Below are 18,322 nucleotides of genomic sequence, written 5' to 3'. Positions count from 1 at the left end.
CTGAACCACTACGGCATCCATCTCACCACGCGGCTCACGGATCTGAGCGGCTACTTGATTCTTGGCGTGGCAACGGTGCTCACCGTCGCGTTGCTGCTCGCGACGAAACACTTCGAGTGGGCGCGGTTCTGGACGTTCGAGAATTTCAGCGGCCTGCCCGAGGGCGGCGCGGTTTTCCCCAAGCAGGACAACTTGATGTGGCTCTTCGCGCTCGGCTTCCTGCTGCCGGCCTACACCATCACGGGCTTCGACGCCTCGGCGCACACGAGCGAGGAGACCGTCGGCGCGGCGGTGAACGTGCCCAAGGGCATCGTGCGTTCCGTGTGGGTGTCCGGCGTGTTCGGCTGGGTGATGATTTGCGCCATCCTGCTCGCAATGCCCTCCGTGAAGGAAGGCGTCGCGCAGGGCGCGAACGTCGTGCCGTGGACGATGAAGGCCGCGCTGCCGCCCGCGCTCGCGTCGGGACTGCTCGCGCTGATCGTGGCCGCGCAATACCTCTGCGGCCTTGCGGCGCTCACTTCTGCGTCGCGCATGACCTACGCCTTCGCGCGCGACGGCGGCCTGCCCTTCTCCGACGCGCTGCGCCGCGTGAACCCGGCGAGCAAGTCGCCTTCCGTCGCCGTGTGGTTCGCGGCCATCGCGGCGGCGCTGTTCACCATCCTCGTGCCCTACGTGACCATCGCGGCGGTGTGCGTCATCTTCCTCTACATCAGCTACGTGCTGCCCGTCGCCGCCGGCTTCCTCGCGCACGGCCGCACTTGGACGCGCATGGGGCCGTGGCAGCTTGGCCGCCTCTACCGCCCGCTCGCCATCGTTTCGGCGCTCGGCTGCCTGTTCCTCATCGTCATCGGGATGCAGCCGCCGAACGAGCAGGCGGTGAAAATTGTCGGCGGCGCGGTCGCGCTGCTGCTGGTTGTTTGGTTCGGTTTGGAGAACAGGAGATTCAAAGGCCCGCCGCAGGTCAAAGCGGATTCTGCCTGAGGTCGAACGGCTCCGGCCCGGCCTGGTGACGGACGTGGCGCTGCAAACGTCGCTGCTGCTCGTGGCCGGCCGGAAGTCGGTGCTGGGCCCGATCGATTCTCGGCGCATCGAGGCGGGGGTGTTCGAGCTGGAGGGGATCGTGTCGCGCAAGAAGGAACTGCTGCCGTCTCCCGCGCACGGCCTCGCACAGGTGAAGCAGTCCGCCTAGCTGAACCAGCCCTTGCGCTTGAAGTAGATGTAGGTGGCAAGCGTGCTCAGCGCGGTCAGCGCGGCCATCGTCGCGTAGCCGTAGTGCCAGTCGTATTCCGGCATGTGCTTGAAATTCATCCCATACCACGTCCCCACGAGGGTCATCGGCGTGGTGATGACGGTGATGAGCGTGAGCAACTTGACGACCTGGCTGGTCTGGTTCGAAGCCATGTTCAGGTAAACCTGCAGGATGCCCGTGAGCGCGTCGGTGTAATTCTGCGCGAGCTCGCCGATGTGGAAGAGCGCGTCATAAACGTCGCGGAAATACGGGACCATGTGCGGGCGGATGAGCTTGAACTCCCCGTGAGCGAAGCGTGAAAGCACCTCGCGCTGCGGGCCGATGATCTGGCGCAGGTGCAGCACCTCCTTCTTCACCTGGAGGATCTTGTTCAGCGTGCGCTTGTTCGGGCGCTCGATGGCTTGATGCTCGAGATCGGCGAGTTCGAGCGCGAGCTCCTCGAGGGCGGGCTTGTAGTTCTCGACGAGCGCATCAAGCAGCGTGTGCGCGACGCGGTCCGGCGCGCGCGCGACATGCACGTTGCTCTTGCAGCACATTTCCTCGGTGGTCGTGATGCTGCGCAATTGCACCTCGTGATAGGTCACGAGGTAGTTCTTCCCGAGGAAGAAGTTCAGCTCGCTCGTGGCGAACACGCCGTCCTTGCGGCTGTAGTCCACCGCGTGGATCACCATGAACACGTAGGGCGAAAACTTGTCCTCATCCTTCGGCGAATACTCCTCGACCTTCGGCGACGGGCTCAGCGAGACGCAGTCATCGATGGAGAGCGGGTGGAAGTGAAAGATGTCCTCGAGCACGAGCTTGATCTCCTCCTCGGTGGCTTTCTCAAGGTCAACCCAGAGGAAGAGATTCGTGTCCGCAAGCAGCGTGGGCATGAGAAACGTCTCGATGTCCCGGCTGTGCAGACGCCCTTGCGTGGTGAAAGCGAACGATCGGATCATGTGTCGGCGCCGCCCTCGCGCCCCGTGGGCTGGCGAGCCGAGGATAGCGGCGGCCGGCGCGATTGCAACCGTGCGGTGCGGGCGCTAACCGCTGGACGCCGTGCGCGGGATGCGAGAACGTGTCCGCCGATGATACCGCTCGTGGACCACCAGTTCTTCGCGCTGAAAGTCGCGCGCGGCCGGATGGACGCGTTGTGGGCGGGCGGGTGGCGCCACTTCGGCCCGATGTTCTACCGCTATTCCGCATGCGAAACCGCGCTGGGCCGGCAGGTCGTGATGCCGTTGCGTGTGCGGCTGGCGCGGTTCGTCGCGTCCAAAAGCCAGCGGCGCGTCCTGCGCCGAAATGCCGACCTGGAGGTGCGGGTGCAGGACGTGGTGCTCGACCGCGAGCGGCGGGAGCTGTTTGACGCGCACCGCGCGCGCTTCCGGGAGAACGTGCCCGATGCGCTCGAGAATTTCCTCGGCCCCGCGCCCGGCTTGTTTCCGTGCGAGACGGTCGAAGTCGCGGCGTTTCACGCGGGCCGCCTCGTCGCGGCGAGCTACCTGGACGTCGGGCGGCGCGGCGCGTCGAGCATTTACGCGATGTTCGATCCGGCCGAAGCACGCCGCAGCCTGGGCATCGCGACGATGCTGTGGGAGATGCGGTTCGCGCGCGGGCGCGGCTGCTCGTTCTATTACCCGGGTTACGCGTTCCACGAGCCCTCGATGTTTGATTACAAGAAGCAGTTCGCCGCGATGGAATGGTTCGACTGGGTGGGACGGTGGCACCCGTTGAAGGACAAGGGCAGCGGGGCCGGGCCGCGCGGCGCGAGTCCGGGGCGAGAGTAACAAGCGACGCATCATCCGCGGCAACCGGCGCCCGCGGCTTTGCAATCCGCCGCTGTTCCGCTACGGTCGCGGCCATGGAACGCCAGCACAAACCCGTCTCGGAATCCGCCCTCGACCGGCGCATCCGCGATCTCGTCGCGTCCAAGGGCGGCGGCGCCAACGAGGACCTCGTCGAGGACATCATCGAGCAGGCGCTCAAGCTTCTGCACGACGTGCGCGACCGCGGTGACGTGCGCGTGATGCAGACCGCGATGCGCGAACTGCGCTACGCTTTCAAGCTTTTCGCCCTGTGGTCGGACCGGCGGAAAGTCACAATCTTCGGCTCAGCCCGCACCCAGGCGAGCAAGCCCGAGTATCTGCAGTGCGTGGATTTCGCCCGCAAGATCGCCGACGCGGGATTCATGGTCATCACCGGCGCGGGGCCGGGCATCATGCAAGCCGGCCATGAAGGCGCCGGGCCGGAGCGCAGCTTCGGCGTGAACATCCGCCTGCCGTGGGAGCAGTCTGCCAACCCCATCATCGAGCACGACAAGAAGCTCGTCACCTTCAAGTACTTCTTCACGCGCAAGCTCATCTTCATCCGGCACTCGGACGCGATTGTCCTGTTCCCCGGCGGCTTCGGCACGATGGACGAAGGTTACGAGGCGCTCACGCTCATGCAGACGGGCAAAAGCCAGCTCATGCCGCTCGTGCTCATGGACAAGCCCGGCGGCACCTACTGGAAGACGTGGGACAAGAACATGCGCGAGCACCTGCTGCGCAACGGGCTGATCTCGCCCGAGGACCTCACGCTCTACCACCTCGCCGCCGATGCCGACGATGCCGTGCGCCACATCACGCGTTTCTATCGGAACTACCATTCGAGCCGGTTCGTGCGCGATCTCTACGTCATTCGACTCAGGCACAAGCCCACGCCGACAAACATCGAGGCGCTCAACGAGGACTTCGCGGACCTCGTGGCCGGGGAGCCATTCCAGTCGGTGGATGCGACCGACGAGGAGCGCGAGGACGACGAGCACGTCGCGTTGCCACGGCTTGGCTTCGGCTTCAACCGGCGTGACTATGGGCGGCTGCGGCAGTTGATCGACGTGGTGAACACATGGTGACCTGACCCGTCTGCGTGCTGGCGGGTGTCTCGCGCTTCTGCGAGGCTCGCGGCGATGTCCCCGACCGCTTCGACGCCGGAAACGCCCACGCGCGCGCGCTTCGCAGTGCTGGGCTGGCTCTGCGCGGCGGCCGCGCTCGCCTACATCCCGCGCAACGCGATTTCGATCGCTGAGAGCACGGTGCGCGCGGACCTCGGGCTCTCGAAGGAACAGTCCGGCTGGCTGATGAGCGCGTTCTTTTTCAGTTACGCGCTATGCCAGGTGCCGACGGCGCAGTTCGGCCAGCGTCTCGGGTCGCGGCGCGCTCTGCCGCTGTTCGCCATCGTGTGGTCGGCCGCGACCGCGGGGACGGCGTTTGTCGGCGGGCTCGCGGGCTTTGTCGTCGCGCGCGTCGTGCAGGGGGTCGCGCAGGCGGGGCTGTTTCCAGTTTCCACGCTCAGCATCGCGAAGTGGTTCCCGAAGACCGGCCGCGCGATTGCCACGGGCGCGCTCGGCAGCTTCATGTCGGTTGGCAGCGCTTCCTGCGCGTGGCTCACCGGCGTGCTGCTCGAAGTGTTGCAACCCCACGTCGGCCCCAGCTGGAACTGGCGGTTCACGTTCCTGATCTTCAGCGTGCCGGGCATCCTGTGGGCCGCGTGGTTTTGGAGATGGTTTCGCGACGAACCACGCGGCCATCCCTCGGTGAACGCGGCGGAGGTGGATTTGATTGAAGCCGACGCGGGCGCCCGTGGGGCGCCGGTCACCCGACCCGCCGGTTCCGATCCGGCAGCACACCGAGCCGATCCGCCGACCGGCACTCCGGCGCGCACGCCGTGGCTCGCCCTGTATTCGAGCCCGGCTCTCTGGTGGATCTGCGCGCAGCAAGCCTGTCGCGCCGCCGGCTACATGTTCTTCACAAGCTGGTTCGCGACTTATTTGCAGGAGACGCGCGGCGTGGGCATCGCGAAGAGCGGGTTTCTCAACATGCTGCCGCTGCTCGGAGTCATTCTCGGCGGCCTCGTGGGCGGCGCGACATCCGACTGGCTCCTCAGGCGCACCGCGAGCCGCAACTTGGCGCGCCGGTGGATGAGCATGACCTGCCTCTTCACTTGTGCAGGCCTGATCTTCTCCGCGCTCGCCATCGAGGACGCACTCGCCGCGGTGCTCGTGATCAGTGCGGGCTCGTTTTGCTTCGCGCTCGCCGCGCCGTGCTCCTACACGATCACGATCGACATGGGCGGCTCGCAGATCGCGACCGTCCACGCCACGATGAACATGGCCGGAAACCTCGGCGCGTGGGCGTTCCCCATCGCGGTGCCCTGGCTGCTGCGCCTCTCCGGCGGAAGCTGGGACGCTGTGCTGCTGGTTTTCGGCTGCCTGTTCCTCTGCGCGGCGGTGTTCTGGCTGCTGCTCAAGCCGGAAGGAACCGTGCTCGAACAGTCGCTTGTCCGCTGAACGCCGAACCTTAAGCTTTCCGCATGCGCACTCCCTCCATCACCGTTGTCGGGACGCCGCAAAGCCGCTGCCGCTTCGCGCTCGCTTGGGCGGACATCACGCCGCCGGTGGGGATCTATCACCGCATGTGGGGCGCGGCGAAGCATGAGCGTGCGACCGGCGTGCATCGTCCGCTGCGCGCGACCGTGGCGGTGTTTGAGGCGGCGGAATCGCCCGCCGACACGGCGGCACGCCAAATTCTCCTCGCGCTAGACCACTGCATCCTCGGCGCGATGGAGCATCGCCAGCTCGTCTCGCACATCACGCAGGCCACGGGGCAGCCGGCGGGAAGCATCCTTGTCGTGTTCTCCCACACGCACGCGGCGGGACTGATGAGCCTCGACCGCGTCGCGCTCCCCGGTGGCGATTTGATTCCCGGCTACCTCGATTTGCTCGCCACACGCGCCGCCGCGCTCGTGAAGGAGTGTCTTGCGAAGCTCGAGCCCGCGGACATCGTTTACGGCACGGGCCGCTGCGACCTCGCCGCGCACCGCGACTTTTTCGACGAGGAGCGCAAACAGTTCGTCTGCGGCCTGAACCTCTCGCAAGCCGCCGACGACTCCGTGGTCATCGCGCGTGTGACGGGCGGGGACGGCAAACTGCTCGCCAGCGTGGTGAACTACGCCTGCCACCCGACCACGCTCGCGTGGGACAACACGCTCATCAGCCCGGACTACATCGGAGCGCTCCGTGAGACGGTCGAGCGCGAGACGGGCGCGCCGTGCCTCTTCCTGCAAGGCGCGAGCGGCGAACTCGGTCCGCGCGAGGGCTTTGTCGGCGACACGGCCGTCGCGGACCGCAATGGGCGACAGCTCGGCCATGCAGCACTTTCCGCGCTCGCGTCGCTGCCCGCCGCGGGCACAAAGTTCTGCTACAGCGGCCCGGTTGTCAGCGGGGCTACGCTTGGCGCGTGGACGCACGAGCCGCTGTCATCCGACGAGCGCACCGCGCGGTCGCGCTGGCAGCTCGCGCGTTGGACTGAGCCGTTGAAGTATCGTCCCGGTCAGCCGACCCCGGAGCAGGTCGCCGCCGACTTGCAGCAGTTCGAGGCTGACGAAGCCGCCGCCCGCGCTGCCGGCGAGTTGCACCGCGCCGCCGACTGCCGGGCGATGGTGGAACGGAAGCGGCGGTTGCAGCATCGACTCGCGCAACTGCCGAGGGGCGCAGCGTTCCCGCTGCAGGTGGTGCTGTTGCGGCTGGGCGGCGCGTTCTGGCTCGGCGTGCAGGGTGAGAGCTACAGCCTGCTGCAACGCGAACTGCGCGGGCGCTTCCCCCAATGCGCCATTGTCGTCGCGAGCATCGCAGCGGACTGGGGCGCGGCGTATCTGCCCACGCGCGACGTTTACGGCACGGGCATTTATCAGGAAACCATCGCCGTCGTCGCGGCGGGGAGTTTGGAGCAACTCATCGAGTCGGTGGCACAGCGGATGGAGGAGGCGGGATGAGAAGAACGCGCGTCATGGAGTGCGCCGGCAGAGCGCGGCGGCGACGGCGCTTTGGCTTCGCGCGAAGCGGCAGGAGCCGTCACCACTACCAGCGGCTCGGACTGCCCCGCAGGACGCCAAAGCGGCGTCGCGCTTCGCTTGCCACCGCAGTCCAAGATTTGAAACCATGAAAATCAAAAAGATTGAAACGCTCGTCTGCCACGCGCGGATGCGGAATTGGGTGTTTGTAAAAGTCGTCACCGACCAACCGGGGCTTATCGGCTGGGGCGAGGCGACGCTCGAATGGCACACGCGCAGCGTGGTCGGCGCGATTGAGGACATCGCCGAGTTGCTCGTGGGCGAAGACCCGACGCGGCCCGAGCACTTGTGGCAGATGATGTATCGCCAGCACTTCTGGCACGGGCACGGCATCGTGCGCGCGACGGCCATCGCGGGCATTGACCTCGCGTTGTGGGACATCGTCGGGAAGGTCGCGGGGCTGCCGCTGGCGAAGGTTTTCGGCGGGCCGGTGCGCGATTACGTTCGGACTTACTGCCATCTCGGCGGCGGGCGGATGGAGGATTTTTACGAGACGCCCGTGGACAACGCCAGGCGCTTCGCCGAACTGGCGCAGCAGGCCGTGGCGGATGGCTACACGGCGTTCAAGAGCATGGCCGTGCCGAGCACGATGCCCATCGAAGGCCAGAAACCCGTGCGCGCCGCCGAGGCGGCAGTGGCCGCGATGCGGGACGCGGTGGGGCCGGACATTGACATCATGGTGGACTGCCACGCGCGCCCATCGCCGGCGATGGGGCTGAAGTTTGGCAAGGCACTCGATGCGTATGGCCTCTATTTCTTCGAGGAGCCGTGCTGGCCCGAGTGCGTGGACGGCTTGGCGAAGATCAATGCCGCGCTCACCACGCCCGTGGCCAGCGGCGAGCGGGTGACGAATCTCGAGGCGTTCAAGGAGATGTTCGACAAGCGCGCGGTGGAAATCTGCCAGCTCGACGTGACGCATTGCGGCGGCTTCACGGCGGCGCGACGCGTGGCGGCGCTCGCGGAATCGCACCGCATCGCACTGGCGCCGCACAACCCGCAGGGGCCGGTGAGCACGGCGGCGTCGCTGGAGTTTGGCTTCTCGCAACCCAGTTACATCATTTGCGAGACCGTGCATAACGACGTTCCGTGGCGCGCGGACGTGGTGGAGGAAGGGTTCACGATCGAGAAGAAGGGCCGCATCGTGCGCCCGAACACCAGGCCCGGCCTGGGCATCACCATCAATGAGAAGGTGGTGAAAAAACACCCGTTCAGACAGGAAATTGGGCAGCGCGTGTTCCACCGCGACGGCGCAGTCGGTGATTGGTAACGAGAAAGCAGTCTCAAAGACCTCCCTCGGGAACATTCTGTAGGGGGGAATCGCCTCGCAACTTCGAAGGGCGCTTGGTTAACTACCCGAAAGACAATGGCGCAGTTTTCTTACAAGGCCCGGCGGCGTTCCGGTGAAGTCGTGACGGGAGTGCTCGACGTCATTGACCGGGCGGCGGCGCTCTCGCACATCGAGCGCGAGGGGCTTTTCCCTGTGGCGGTAGACTCGGGCAAAGGCGGGGCGGCCGCAAAGACCGACGCCCGCAGCCGTGCAGCGGCGTTGACGCAGGCCTTGCCGGGACCGCTGCGCGAGTTTCTCAGCCAGCAACGGCGCCCCACATTGCGCGAGTTGGCGACCTACACGCAGCAGTTGGCCAACTTGCTCAAGGCCGGCATGCCGCTGACGATGGCGCTCGGCAGCATGGCCACGCTCGAATTCAAGGGCATTCCCGCGGAGGCATCTCGTCAACTCCGACAGGATGTGATGGAAGGTCGGAGTCTCTCGGATGCGATGGCGAGGCAACCACGCGTGTTCTCGAACATCATGGTAAACATGGTGCGGGCAGGCGAACAATCAGGCGCGCTCGTGGATGTATTGAGGCGGCTCGGCGAGCACTTTGAGCGGTTTGCGGACGTGCAGCAGAAAGTCGGGTCGGCGATGGTTTACCCGGCGATCGTGATGTGCGTGGGCATCGTGCTCGTGTTTGTTTTCATGGTGAAGATTCTCCCGAGCTTCCTCACGATCTTTGCGAACGTGAAGGACTTCGAGATGCCAGTGTCCACGCAGTTCCTGATTTACTTGAGCGGCGTCTTCACCCGGTGGTGGTGGGCGATGATCCTGACGGTGGTGGCGGGCGTCGTGGTCTTCAAGCGCTTCAAGGCGACGGATTACGGCGCGCGAACGCTTGACCGCTGGAAGATGAACGCGCCGATCATTGGCAAGGTGGTGCGACTCAACTTGTTCGGGCAGTTCGCGCGGACGCTTTCGACGCTGTTGCACAATGGCGTTCCGGTGCTCACGTCGCTCAAGATTACGGAACAAGTGATGCCCAACGTGATCGTGCGCGAGGCAATCGCCAAGACGCGCGAAGCGGTGACGGACGGGAAGACCATCGCGCAACCCCTCGGAACGAGCCGGATTTTCCCGCAGTTGATGATCGACTTGATCAAGATCGGCGAGGAGACGGGAGACGTGCCCGGTGCGCTGCGCAACGTGGCCGACACTTACGAAAACGATCTGGCCCTCTCGCTTCGTGTGATGACCAACCTGATCGAGCCGATTCTCATCGTGGCCATCGCGTGCGTGGTGGGCTTCCTCCTGCTGAGCGTGTTGAGCGCGATGTTCCGGCTCACGTCGAGCATTAACCGGGGATGAACTCGAAACCGCAACGAGCAGGACGACCGTCCGGAGAGGGCGGCTCCCTCGATTGCCCCGCGCGGAGCCAGCGTGCGCGGAGGGCTGGGTGTTCAGGAGTTTTCGCCCACGGGGGCGCCGGCGCGTTCACGCTGGTTGAGTTGATGATCGTGGTCGGGATCATCGCGCTCGTCATGGCGATCGGCATCCCGGCGTTTGTCCAGGCCCGTGGCAAGAGTCCGATGCGGCAGACGGTGAGCGATTTGCGCGAGGTGTTCGCCCGCGCGCGGACGCAAGCCATCCTGAGCGGGCGCGCGGTGGAGCTGCGGATCCGGCCGCTCGATGCGGTGTTCGAGGTCGGGGCGATTGCCTCAGGCGTAGGAGCGCCGACGGTTTCAGGTCCGTCCACGGGAGCCTTGAGTGTCACCTTGCCGCCGGAAATCAGCATTGAGTTGCTCGACGTGAACCTGCAGCCGCTCAAGGATGCGGAGGAGGCGGTGGTGAAGTTTCATGGCAACGGGACGTGCGACCTGTTCACGGTGGTGTTGAGATCTCAGGACAACGAGTATTGCATGCTGTGGCTGGAGCTCACAACGAGCCTCGCCCATGTGGAACACGACCCGCAGAAGTTCATGCTGGAGGCTGCGAAATCGCGATGAACACACGTTGCGAGATCCGACCCGGAAACGGGCGGCGACGGCTAGTCCGAGTGGCATCGGCATTCACGCTGCTCGAAGTGATGATCGCCATTCTTATCTTTTTTCTCTGCATTTTCGGCATTCTCGAGCTTGTGGCGCAAAACTTGAGGGTTGCGCGGTCGCTGCAAAAAACACGGCCCAATGTGAGCATCCTGCCGGCGAAGTTCGGGAACACGAACGTGTTTCAGGAAGGGACATTTGACATTCCGATCGACGAATACCCAAACACGCATGGAACCGCGGTGGTGACCGAAGTCGCCACCAACGGGCTGTTCAAGGTGGAGTTTCTGCTGGTGGATTCTGGCGTAAACCCGCCGGTGCAAGAAACACTTGTGGCGCTGTTTTACCGGCCCGCTTCTCAAACGGGGCCGGGCCGGACACTCACGCTGCCGAACGCGGGCGGGGGAAAGTTTCGATGAGAGCGCGTCGAACCAACACAGGGGCGTTCACGCTGGTGGAGGTGTTGCTTGCGATTGCAATCCTCGCGCTCATCATGACGGCGATCTACGCGAGTTGGACGTCGATTCTGCGCGGGTCGAAGGCAGGCCTTGACGCCGCGGCGCAGGTCCAACGCGAGCGCGTTGCGCGGCAGACGGTTGAAACGGCGCTTTCGGCATCGTTGTTGTTCCAGGAGAACGTGCGCTATTACGCATTTCTCGCGGACACGACAGACGAACGGTTCGCGATGTTGAGCTTCGTGGCGAAGTTGCCGGACTCCTTCCCCGGCAGCGGCCTTTTCCTCAACGAACCAGTGCGGCGTGTAACGTTCGGAGTCGAGCCATCCGGCAACGGCGGTGGTGTGCTGACATTGCGACAGCACTCCATCCTTGCGACGACCAATGTCGCTGACGACGCCTTCCGGATTACGCTTGCGAGCAACGTGCTGGCCTTCGGGCTCGAGTTTTGGGAGACGAATCTCAACGACTTTTCTAGTGAGTGGATCGCGAGCAACAGCCTCCCGAAGCTCGTGCGCGTGACGATTGGCTTTGGTGACGCCAGCAGCGGAGCCGCCGGGCATCTCGTTTCCAGCGTCGTGTCTCTCGCGGCGCACGCAGTGCCCCGAGAAGTGCAGATTCCTAATGTCCCACAGGGTGGCGGCACACCGCCGGGTGGCGCGCCGGTTCGAATCGGCGTCACCATCAACACGACCGTTCCGGGCCAACCTGGAGGCGGGAAACCGTGACTCCACCAAGCCAACCCGGGCTCGCACCGTCCGCGCCCCCGATTCGCCGGCCATGAAATCGTTGCATTTAAGGCGAGAATCGCGGGGCGTCGCGTTAGTGATCGTCCTGCTCGTGGTCACAGTGCTGATCTTGCTGGCTGGAGGATTTGCGCTTTCCATGAAGGTAGAGACGACCCTGGCTCGACATGCGACTCATGACGCGGATTTCGAGTGGCTCGGACGGTCCGGGGTCGAACTCGCCCGATACGTCATTGGCCAGCAACTCAACGTAACGAGCGAGCCATTCGATTCGCTGAACCAGCTTTGGGCGGGGGGGCAAAACATCACCAACGAGCTATTTCAAGGCATCACGCTCGATGATGTGCGGCTCGGTCCCGGGACTTTCTCGGTGAAGATCGTTGACCTCGAGCGAAAGGTGAACATCAACACCGCCGACGAAACGGTGCTCCGGCTCGCGCTCGGCCTCGTGGGGCTCGACGCGGGGACAATTCCTGGTGTCGCAGATTCGATTTTGGATTGGATTGATGTTGACGAATTCCCGCGATCAAGCGGCGCGGAAAGCGAATACTATCTTGGCTTGACCCCTGCCTACAGTTCCAAAAATGGTCCACTGGACATGCTTTCGGAACTGCTACTCGTGCGAGGAGTGACACCGGACATGCTTTATGGTTCGGCTGCAATTCGCCCACCACCGCCCGTGTCGACGACCAGCCGGGAGCTGACGATGCGGAATAAGCTCGCGCCCGTATACACGAATGCCTTGGCCGACATGTTTACTCCGCTGTCTGCGAGATTCGTAAATCTGAACACTGCATCCCCACTGGTGCTTCATCTCGCATCGGGCGTCGAAATGAGTCTCGCAGAGTCAATCGTGCGGTATCGCGCCGGGCCCGACGCGGTTGAGGGAACCAGCGACGACATTCCGTTTAGGCGTGTCGCCGAGTTGATGAATGTCCCCGGACTAGGCCGGCAAGCTGTATCGAATGCGGGCCGAGTGTTTTCCGTTAGAAGCGCGACATTTCAGGTCAAAGTCACAGTGAAAATCGGCGGCGACCAACGAGAACTCGTTTCAATACTGCTTCGGAACAATGCCCCGGGTGACGTTCGCGTGCTGCTTCAGGTCTGGAACTGATCTCACCGGCTACAATGCCCTCGAGAAGCCTACTCGCGACAGGTCGAGGTGAATCGCGCACTGATTTGCAGTTTGAAGCGCAGCCAGTATCGCGACAAGAAACTCTGCAAACTGCAACATCTGCGTTGATGTAACTTCGTCACGGCTTTGGACCCGAAGGAGCCTCTTTCGCGCAGTGCGGTCGATCAAGAGCTTCAGACCAGTATGCAAACCATTGCACGTGAATACGTTAACGATGGGATCGAGAAGGCGATTTATTCTTAAGAAACTTCTTGCGTCGAAACCATACAACCGGCAATCTACTGACGTTCTTTCGACCTTCGACAGAAGATTTGCCTTCCGGCGTCTATCCAGACCCAAGTTGGAAAGCACAGGCTGGATCGTCGTCGCTAAGGGAGTCCAATTGCAGGACAGACATTCACTTGCCGGATCAAGGCGCTTGTGAGCCGTCCTGTGGTCTTTGAAAACTGAACTGTGCGACAGTAGCGATAGTTGCGCACTCGGTGCTGGTTAGAGACAGCAGCGGATGCGCGTTGGTGAACATGGCTGCTAATCGGAGTGAAATCAGCAGATTATTTATCGGAGAGTTTGATTCTGGCTCAGAACGAACGCTGGCGGCGTGGATAAGACATGCAAGTGGAACGACAGTCATGGCGTAGCAATATGTCACGGTTGGAGTCGCGTAAGGGTGATTAACACGTGGATAATCTACCGCGAAAACCCGGATAACTCGCTGAAAGGCGAGCTAATACAGGATGCTTCTGCAGGATAGCATTGTGCTGCAGATAAAGCTGGGGACCGCAAGGCCTGGCGTTTTGCGATGAGTCCGCGGCCTATCAGCTAGTTGGCGTGGTAATGGCACACCAAGGCTTTGACGGGTAGCTGGTCTGAGAGGACGGCCAGCCACACTGGAACTGAGACACGGTCCAGACACCTACGGGTGGCAGCAGTCGAGAATCTTTCACAATGGGCGAAAGCCTGATGGAGCGACGCCGCGTGGGGGATGAATGGCTTCGGCCCGTAAACCCCTGTCATTCGCGAACAATTCTTGCGCAAGAAAGCTGCGCAAGTTGATAGTAGCGGAAGAGGAAGAGACGGCTAACTCTGTGCCAGCAGCCGCGGTAATACAGAGGTCTCAAGCGTTGTTCGGATTTACTGGGCGTAAAGGGTGCGTAGGTAGTGTTTCAAGTCCGGGGTGAAATACCAGGGCCTAACTCTGGAAGCGCTTCGGATACTGACTCGCTAGAGGTATGGAAGGGAAGTTGGAATTCTCGGTGTAGCAGTGAAATGCGTAGATATCGAGAGGAACACCGTTCGCGAAGGCAAACTTCTAGAAATATCCTGACACTGATGCACGAAAGCTAGGGGAGCAAACGGGATTAGATACCCCGGTAGTCCTAGCCCTAAACGGTGCGCGCTTGCTGTAAGGGGAATCGACCCCCCTTGTGGCGGAGCTAACGCGTTAAGCGCGCCGCCTGGGGAGTACGGCCGCAAGGCTAAAACTCAAAGAAATTGACGGGGGCCTGCACAAGCGGTGGAGTATGTGGCTTAATTCGATGCAACGCGAAGAACCTTACCTGGTCTTGACATGCTTCTAGTAGGAGGGCGAAAGCTTGACGAGGTAGGAATACCAAGAAGCACAGGTGCTGCATGGCTGTCGTCAGCTCGTGTCGTGAGATGTTGGGTTAAGTCCCGCAACGAGCGCAACCCCTTTGTCTTGTTTCGAGCATCCGATGAACCGGTAGCCGTGCTAGACAGACTGCCCCTCACAAAGGGGAGGAAGGTGGGGATGACGTCAAGTCAGTATGGCCCTTACGACCAGGGCTGCACACGTACTACAATGCCCAGCACAATTGGATGCAAGTCCGCAAGGAGTAGCAAATCCAGAAAACTGGGCCTAATTCGGATTGTCGTCTGCAACTCGACGACATGAAGCCGGAATCGCTAGTAATGACGCATCAGATACGGCGTCGTGAATACGTTCCCAGGCCTTGTACACACCGCCCGTCACATCATGAAAGCCGGTTGTGCCTGAAGCAATGCCATTTGCGGCGTATCGATGGTACACCTGGTGATTGGGATGAAGTCGTAACAAGGTAGCCGTAGGGGAACCTGCGGCTGGATCACCTCCTTTCTTAGGAGTTCAAAGAAGTTAACGAATTCAACCGTGGCAACATATTTACCCTATTACATTTGCAAACTCGCACAGTTCAGTTTTTGATTGGCACTTGGATGTTTGGCGAGTGGGGTCATTCGTGCTGTATTGTTAGGTTAGTTTGTTTGCGCCCCAGTGGCTAGGGCGTGTAGCTCAGTTGGTTAGAGCATGCGCTTGATAAGCGCAGGGCCGCTGGTTCGAGTCCAGCCATGCCCAAACCGACTCGGCGGCATACGTTTTTGCAAATCGATCTTTGAAAACTACACATCTGGAAACTACATTAGGTGTAAGATGCATTATGTATTTGTTCAAGTTTTAAAGAGCGTTTGGTGGATGCCTAGGCACCAAGAGACGAAGAAGGACGCTGCAAGTTGCGATAAGCTTCGGGGAGCTACAAGCGAGCGACGATCCGAAGGTGTCCGAATGGGAAAACCTACCTGGCCGAAGCTAGGTGCCGAAAGCTGAATTCATAGGCAATTGGCGAATAACGAGGTGAAATGAAACATCTTAGTAACCTTAGGAAAAGAAAGCCGACAGCGATTCCGTTTGTAGTGGCGAGCGAAGGCGGAAAAGGCAAAACTCCTAGACTATTTAGGAGGGTAGCGGGATTCAACGATCTGAGAACTGCGCAGTCGCAAATTCCTGAAACGGAATGCCTAAGACCGTGATAGCCGAGTGTGGCGCGCGCTAGCAGCTTATGACGTGAAACACTCCCGAGTAGAGCGGGGCACGTGAAACCCTGTTCGAATCAGTCCAGACCACTGGATAAGCCTAAATACTACTTGGTGACCGATAGTGAACCAGTACCGCGAGGGAATGGTGAAAAGCACCGCTGATAGCGGAGTGAAACAGATCCTGAAACCAAATGCTTACAATGTGTTGAAGTTCCTTCGTAAGGGGGAATAACAGCTTGCCTTTTGCATAATGAGTCTGCGAGTTTATCTTTGTAGCTGCAGGAGCCTTTTTGAGGCGAGTGCGAAGCGAAAGCGAGTGCGAATAGCGCGAATAGTCGCAAGGATAAGACCCGAAGCGGTGGTGATCTACTCTTGGGCAGATTGAAGCATGGCTAACCCCATGTGAAGGATCGAACTCGTGGATGTTGAAAAATCCTGAGATGACCTGAGAGTAGGAGCGAAAGACTAATCAAACCCCGTAATAGCTGGTTCTCTTCGAAATCGCTTGAGGGCGAGCGTCAAAATTCTAACTGGATGTGGTAGAGTGCTGAATGGCTTAGGGGCCCCACCAGGCCACCAAAACCGACCAAACTTCGAATCCATCCAGAAGGTTTGGCAGTCAGGCTGCGGGGGATAAGCTCCGCAGCCAAGAGGGCAACAGCCCAGACCGCCGGCTAAGGTGCCGAAATGTGTCTAAGTGGAAAGGATGTGCCGACGCGAAGACAGTGAGGATGTTGGCTTAGAGGCAGCCACCATTTAAACAGTGCGTAATAGCTGACTCATCGAGCGATGGTGCGCCGAAAATGATTGGCGATGTACTACACATACCGAAGCCGCGGATTCGCAGCCTATCAGGCCGAATGGTAGAAGAGCATAGTCAGTTCAATGAATCTCACTGGAAACGGTGGCAGGAGGGCTGAGTAGCGAGAATGCAGACACGAGTAGCGAAATACTAGGTGAGAATCCTAGTCGCCCAAAGTCCAAGGGTTTCTGGGCCAGGTTCGTCCTCCCAGAGTTAGCCGGGTGCTAAGGTGATGCCGATGGGCGCAACCAATGCACAGCAGGTAAATAGTCCTGAGCCACGGGCTAAAGGTGCAATCCCGACGCACGTCTTAATAAGGTGGACTCAACGAGTGAAGTTAGCCTAGACTGCAAAGTCGAAGCGAGCCTTTATGACGAAGTGCCAAGAAAAAGGACTGCATACAACCCCGTGCCCGTACCCAAACCGACACAGGTGGACAAGTGCAAATGCACGAAGGCGCGCGAGAGAAACCTCTCTAAGGAACTCGGCACATTTGCCTCGTAACTTCGGGAGAAGAGGTGCTCACTAGTCGTGAGCTTCAATAAATTGCGTTTAGCGACTGTTTAACAAAAACACAGCTCTCTGCGACGTAATACACTAGGTATAGGGAGTGACAAGTGACCAATGCGGAAAGATTATCGTGCCTTGTTCTGCCGTCACGGCAAAAGCTTGGCACTTAAGTCCCCGTGAATGTCGGCCGTAACTATAACGGTCCTAAGGTAGCGAAATTCCTTGTCGGGTAAGTTCCGACCTGCACGAATCTTGTAACGACTGAACGACTGTCTCGGAGAGGATCTCGGCGAAACTGTAGTTGCGGTGAAGATGCCGCATGCCCGCAGTAGGACGGAAAGACCCTATGCACCTTTACTGTAAGCTCCTGCTGGGTTCTTATATGTCATGCTTAGTGTAGGTGGGAGACTAGGAAAGCGTGGCTTTGGTTGCGCATGAGTCGTAATATGAAACACCACCCTTGACAAATCAGGATTCTAACTTGAATCCGGCATACGGATCAAGGAAATCGGGTGCAGGTCAGTTTGGCTGGGGCGGCTTCCTCCCAAAGTGTAACGGAGGAGCGCAATGCTTAGCTCAGCACGGTTGGTAATCGTGCGTCGAGCGTATGGGTATAAGCTAGGCTAACTGTGAGACGTACATGTCGACCAGATGCGAAAGCAGGCCCAAATGATCCGGCGGTTGATTGTGGAATTGCCGTCGCTCATCGGACAAAAGGTACGCTAGGGATAACAGGCTGATCGGGACCAAGAGTTCATATCGACGTCCCGGTTTGGCACCTCGATGTCGGCTCATCGCATCCTGGAGCTGGAGAAGGTTCCAAGGGTCCGGCTGTTCGCCGGTTAAAGCGGTACGCGAGCTGGGTTCAGAACGTCGTGAGACAGTTCGGTCCTTATCCACTGTGGGTGCATGATATATGAGGGATTCATTTTCTAGTACGAGAGGACCGGAAATGACGCACTTCTGGTGTGGTAGTTGCCGCTTCAGCGGCACAGCTACGTAGCCATGTGCGGATAAGATAAGTGCTGAAAGCATCTAAGCACCAAGCTTACCCCAATACTGTGTATCTCGGCGATTGCCGGCAGAGCCCGGGCAGACTACCCGGTTGATAGACTACTGGTAGAATCAACGTGAGTTGCCGCCGAGTAGTACTAATTGCTCGCCAAACTTGAGCGTTTTTTACTTCTAATTACATCGCCCTAATTTAGGATTCCTGACGTGTAGTATTCAAAGATCACTCTGTAGAGCCGAATGGCATTTTGGTGTGGCGGCGACGAAGCTTCGGATCGACCCGTTCCCATTCCGAACACGGACGTCAAACGAGGCATTGCCTATGGTAGTGCATGTATAGCTTGCGCGAGAGTAGGTAGCCGCCACATCTGTGCAACGTGCGCATGCCAAGCCTCATCGAAGCGCTTTACCCCCCCCGTC

Annotated in this window: 12 protein-coding genes, 1 tRNA gene and 3 rRNA genes; 15 read left to right on the top strand and 1 reads right to left on the bottom strand. The window is 60.6% G+C overall.

Annotation, left to right across the window (positions count from 1 at the left end):
- Nucleotides 1-981, top strand: a 981-nt coding sequence (locus FJ386_12630) for an amino acid permease (protein ID MBM3877543.1), incomplete at its 5' end; no start/stop codon positions are given.
- 204 nt (nucleotides 982-1,185) lie between these two features.
- Here the strand turns inward: FJ386_12630 and corA are convergent.
- A complete protein-coding gene (gene corA / locus FJ386_12625; GenBank protein ID MBM3877542.1) occupies nucleotides 1,186-2,187 on the bottom strand; it encodes a magnesium/cobalt transporter CorA in 1,002 nt (333 codons plus the stop codon).
- 129 nt (nucleotides 2,188-2,316) lie between these two features.
- On the opposite strand from corA, the gene FJ386_12620 reads away from it, so the two are divergent.
- From FJ386_12620 to rrf, 14 genes are all read left to right on the top strand, one after another.
- A complete protein-coding gene (locus tag FJ386_12620) occupies nucleotides 2,317-3,015 on the top strand; it encodes an arginine-tRNA-protein transferase (GenBank protein MBM3877541.1) in 699 nt (232 codons plus the stop codon).
- A 74-nt stretch (nucleotides 3,016-3,089) separates the two neighbouring features.
- Nucleotides 3,090-4,121 carry an LOG family protein gene (locus FJ386_12615; GenBank protein MBM3877540.1) on the top strand — a complete coding sequence of 344 codons (1,032 nt, stop codon included), beginning with the start codon at nucleotides 3,090-3,092 and terminating at the stop codon, nucleotides 4,119-4,121.
- Between the two features lie 54 nt (nucleotides 4,122-4,175).
- Nucleotides 4,176-5,555, top strand: a complete 1,380-nt coding sequence (locus FJ386_12610) for an MFS transporter (GenBank protein ID MBM3877539.1) — start codon at nucleotides 4,176-4,178, stop codon at nucleotides 5,553-5,555.
- Nucleotides 5,556-5,578: 23 nt separating this feature from the next.
- Nucleotides 5,579-7,039, top strand: a complete 1,461-nt coding sequence (locus FJ386_12605) for a hypothetical protein (protein ID MBM3877538.1) — start codon at nucleotides 5,579-5,581, stop codon at nucleotides 7,037-7,039.
- Nucleotides 7,040-7,205: 166 nt separating this feature from the next.
- Nucleotides 7,206-8,384, top strand: a complete 1,179-nt coding sequence (locus tag FJ386_12600; GenBank protein ID MBM3877537.1) for a D-galactonate dehydratase — start codon at nucleotides 7,206-7,208, stop codon at nucleotides 8,382-8,384.
- Nucleotides 8,385-8,480: 96 nt separating this feature from the next.
- A complete protein-coding gene (locus FJ386_12595; protein MBM3877536.1) occupies nucleotides 8,481-9,758 on the top strand; it encodes a type II secretion system protein in 1,278 nt (425 codons plus the stop codon).
- A gap of 173 nt (nucleotides 9,759-9,931) precedes the next feature.
- On the top strand, nucleotides 9,932-10,396 hold the full coding sequence (locus FJ386_12590; GenBank protein ID MBM3877535.1) for a hypothetical protein: 465 nt from the start codon (nucleotides 9,932-9,934) through the stop codon (nucleotides 10,394-10,396).
- Nucleotides 10,397-10,473: 77 nt separating this feature from the next.
- Entirely contained in the window at nucleotides 10,474-10,854 is a 381-nt protein-coding gene (locus FJ386_12585; GenBank protein MBM3877534.1) for a hypothetical protein, read from the top strand.
- Nucleotides 10,851-11,618: a prepilin-type N-terminal cleavage/methylation domain-containing protein gene (locus FJ386_12580; protein MBM3877533.1), complete on the top strand. Its 768-nt coding sequence runs from the start codon at nucleotides 10,851-10,853 to the stop codon at nucleotides 11,616-11,618. The genes FJ386_12585 and FJ386_12580 overlap by 4 nt, the downstream gene beginning before the upstream one ends.
- Nucleotides 11,515-12,750: a general secretion pathway protein GspK gene (locus tag FJ386_12575; protein ID MBM3877532.1), complete on the top strand. Its 1,236-nt coding sequence runs from the start codon at nucleotides 11,515-11,517 to the stop codon at nucleotides 12,748-12,750. Before FJ386_12580 ends, FJ386_12575 begins: the two co-directional genes overlap by 104 nt.
- Nucleotides 12,751-13,325: 575 nt before the next feature.
- Nucleotides 13,326-14,893: ribosomal RNA gene (locus FJ386_12570) — 16S ribosomal RNA — on the top strand.
- Between the two features lie 154 nt (nucleotides 14,894-15,047).
- Nucleotides 15,048-15,121, top strand: a tRNA-Ile gene (locus FJ386_12565).
- An 87-nt stretch (nucleotides 15,122-15,208) separates the two neighbouring features.
- A 23S ribosomal RNA gene (locus FJ386_12560) occupies nucleotides 15,209-18,067 on the top strand.
- Nucleotides 18,068-18,154: 87 nt separating this feature from the next.
- Nucleotides 18,155-18,270, top strand: a 5S ribosomal RNA gene (rrf, locus tag FJ386_12555).
- The 16S, 23S and 5S rRNA genes sit together here with 1 tRNA gene alongside, the layout of an rRNA operon.
- The last annotated feature ends 52 nt before the right edge of the window (nucleotides 18,271-18,322 follow it).

It is taken from the genome of Verrucomicrobiota bacterium, assembly GCA_016871675.1.
Taxonomy (GTDB): Bacteria; Verrucomicrobiota; Verrucomicrobiia; order Limisphaerales; family VHCN01; genus VHCN01.
Note: the sequence above shows the minus strand (reverse complement) of the source record. Positions and strands in the feature narration are given on the sequence as shown.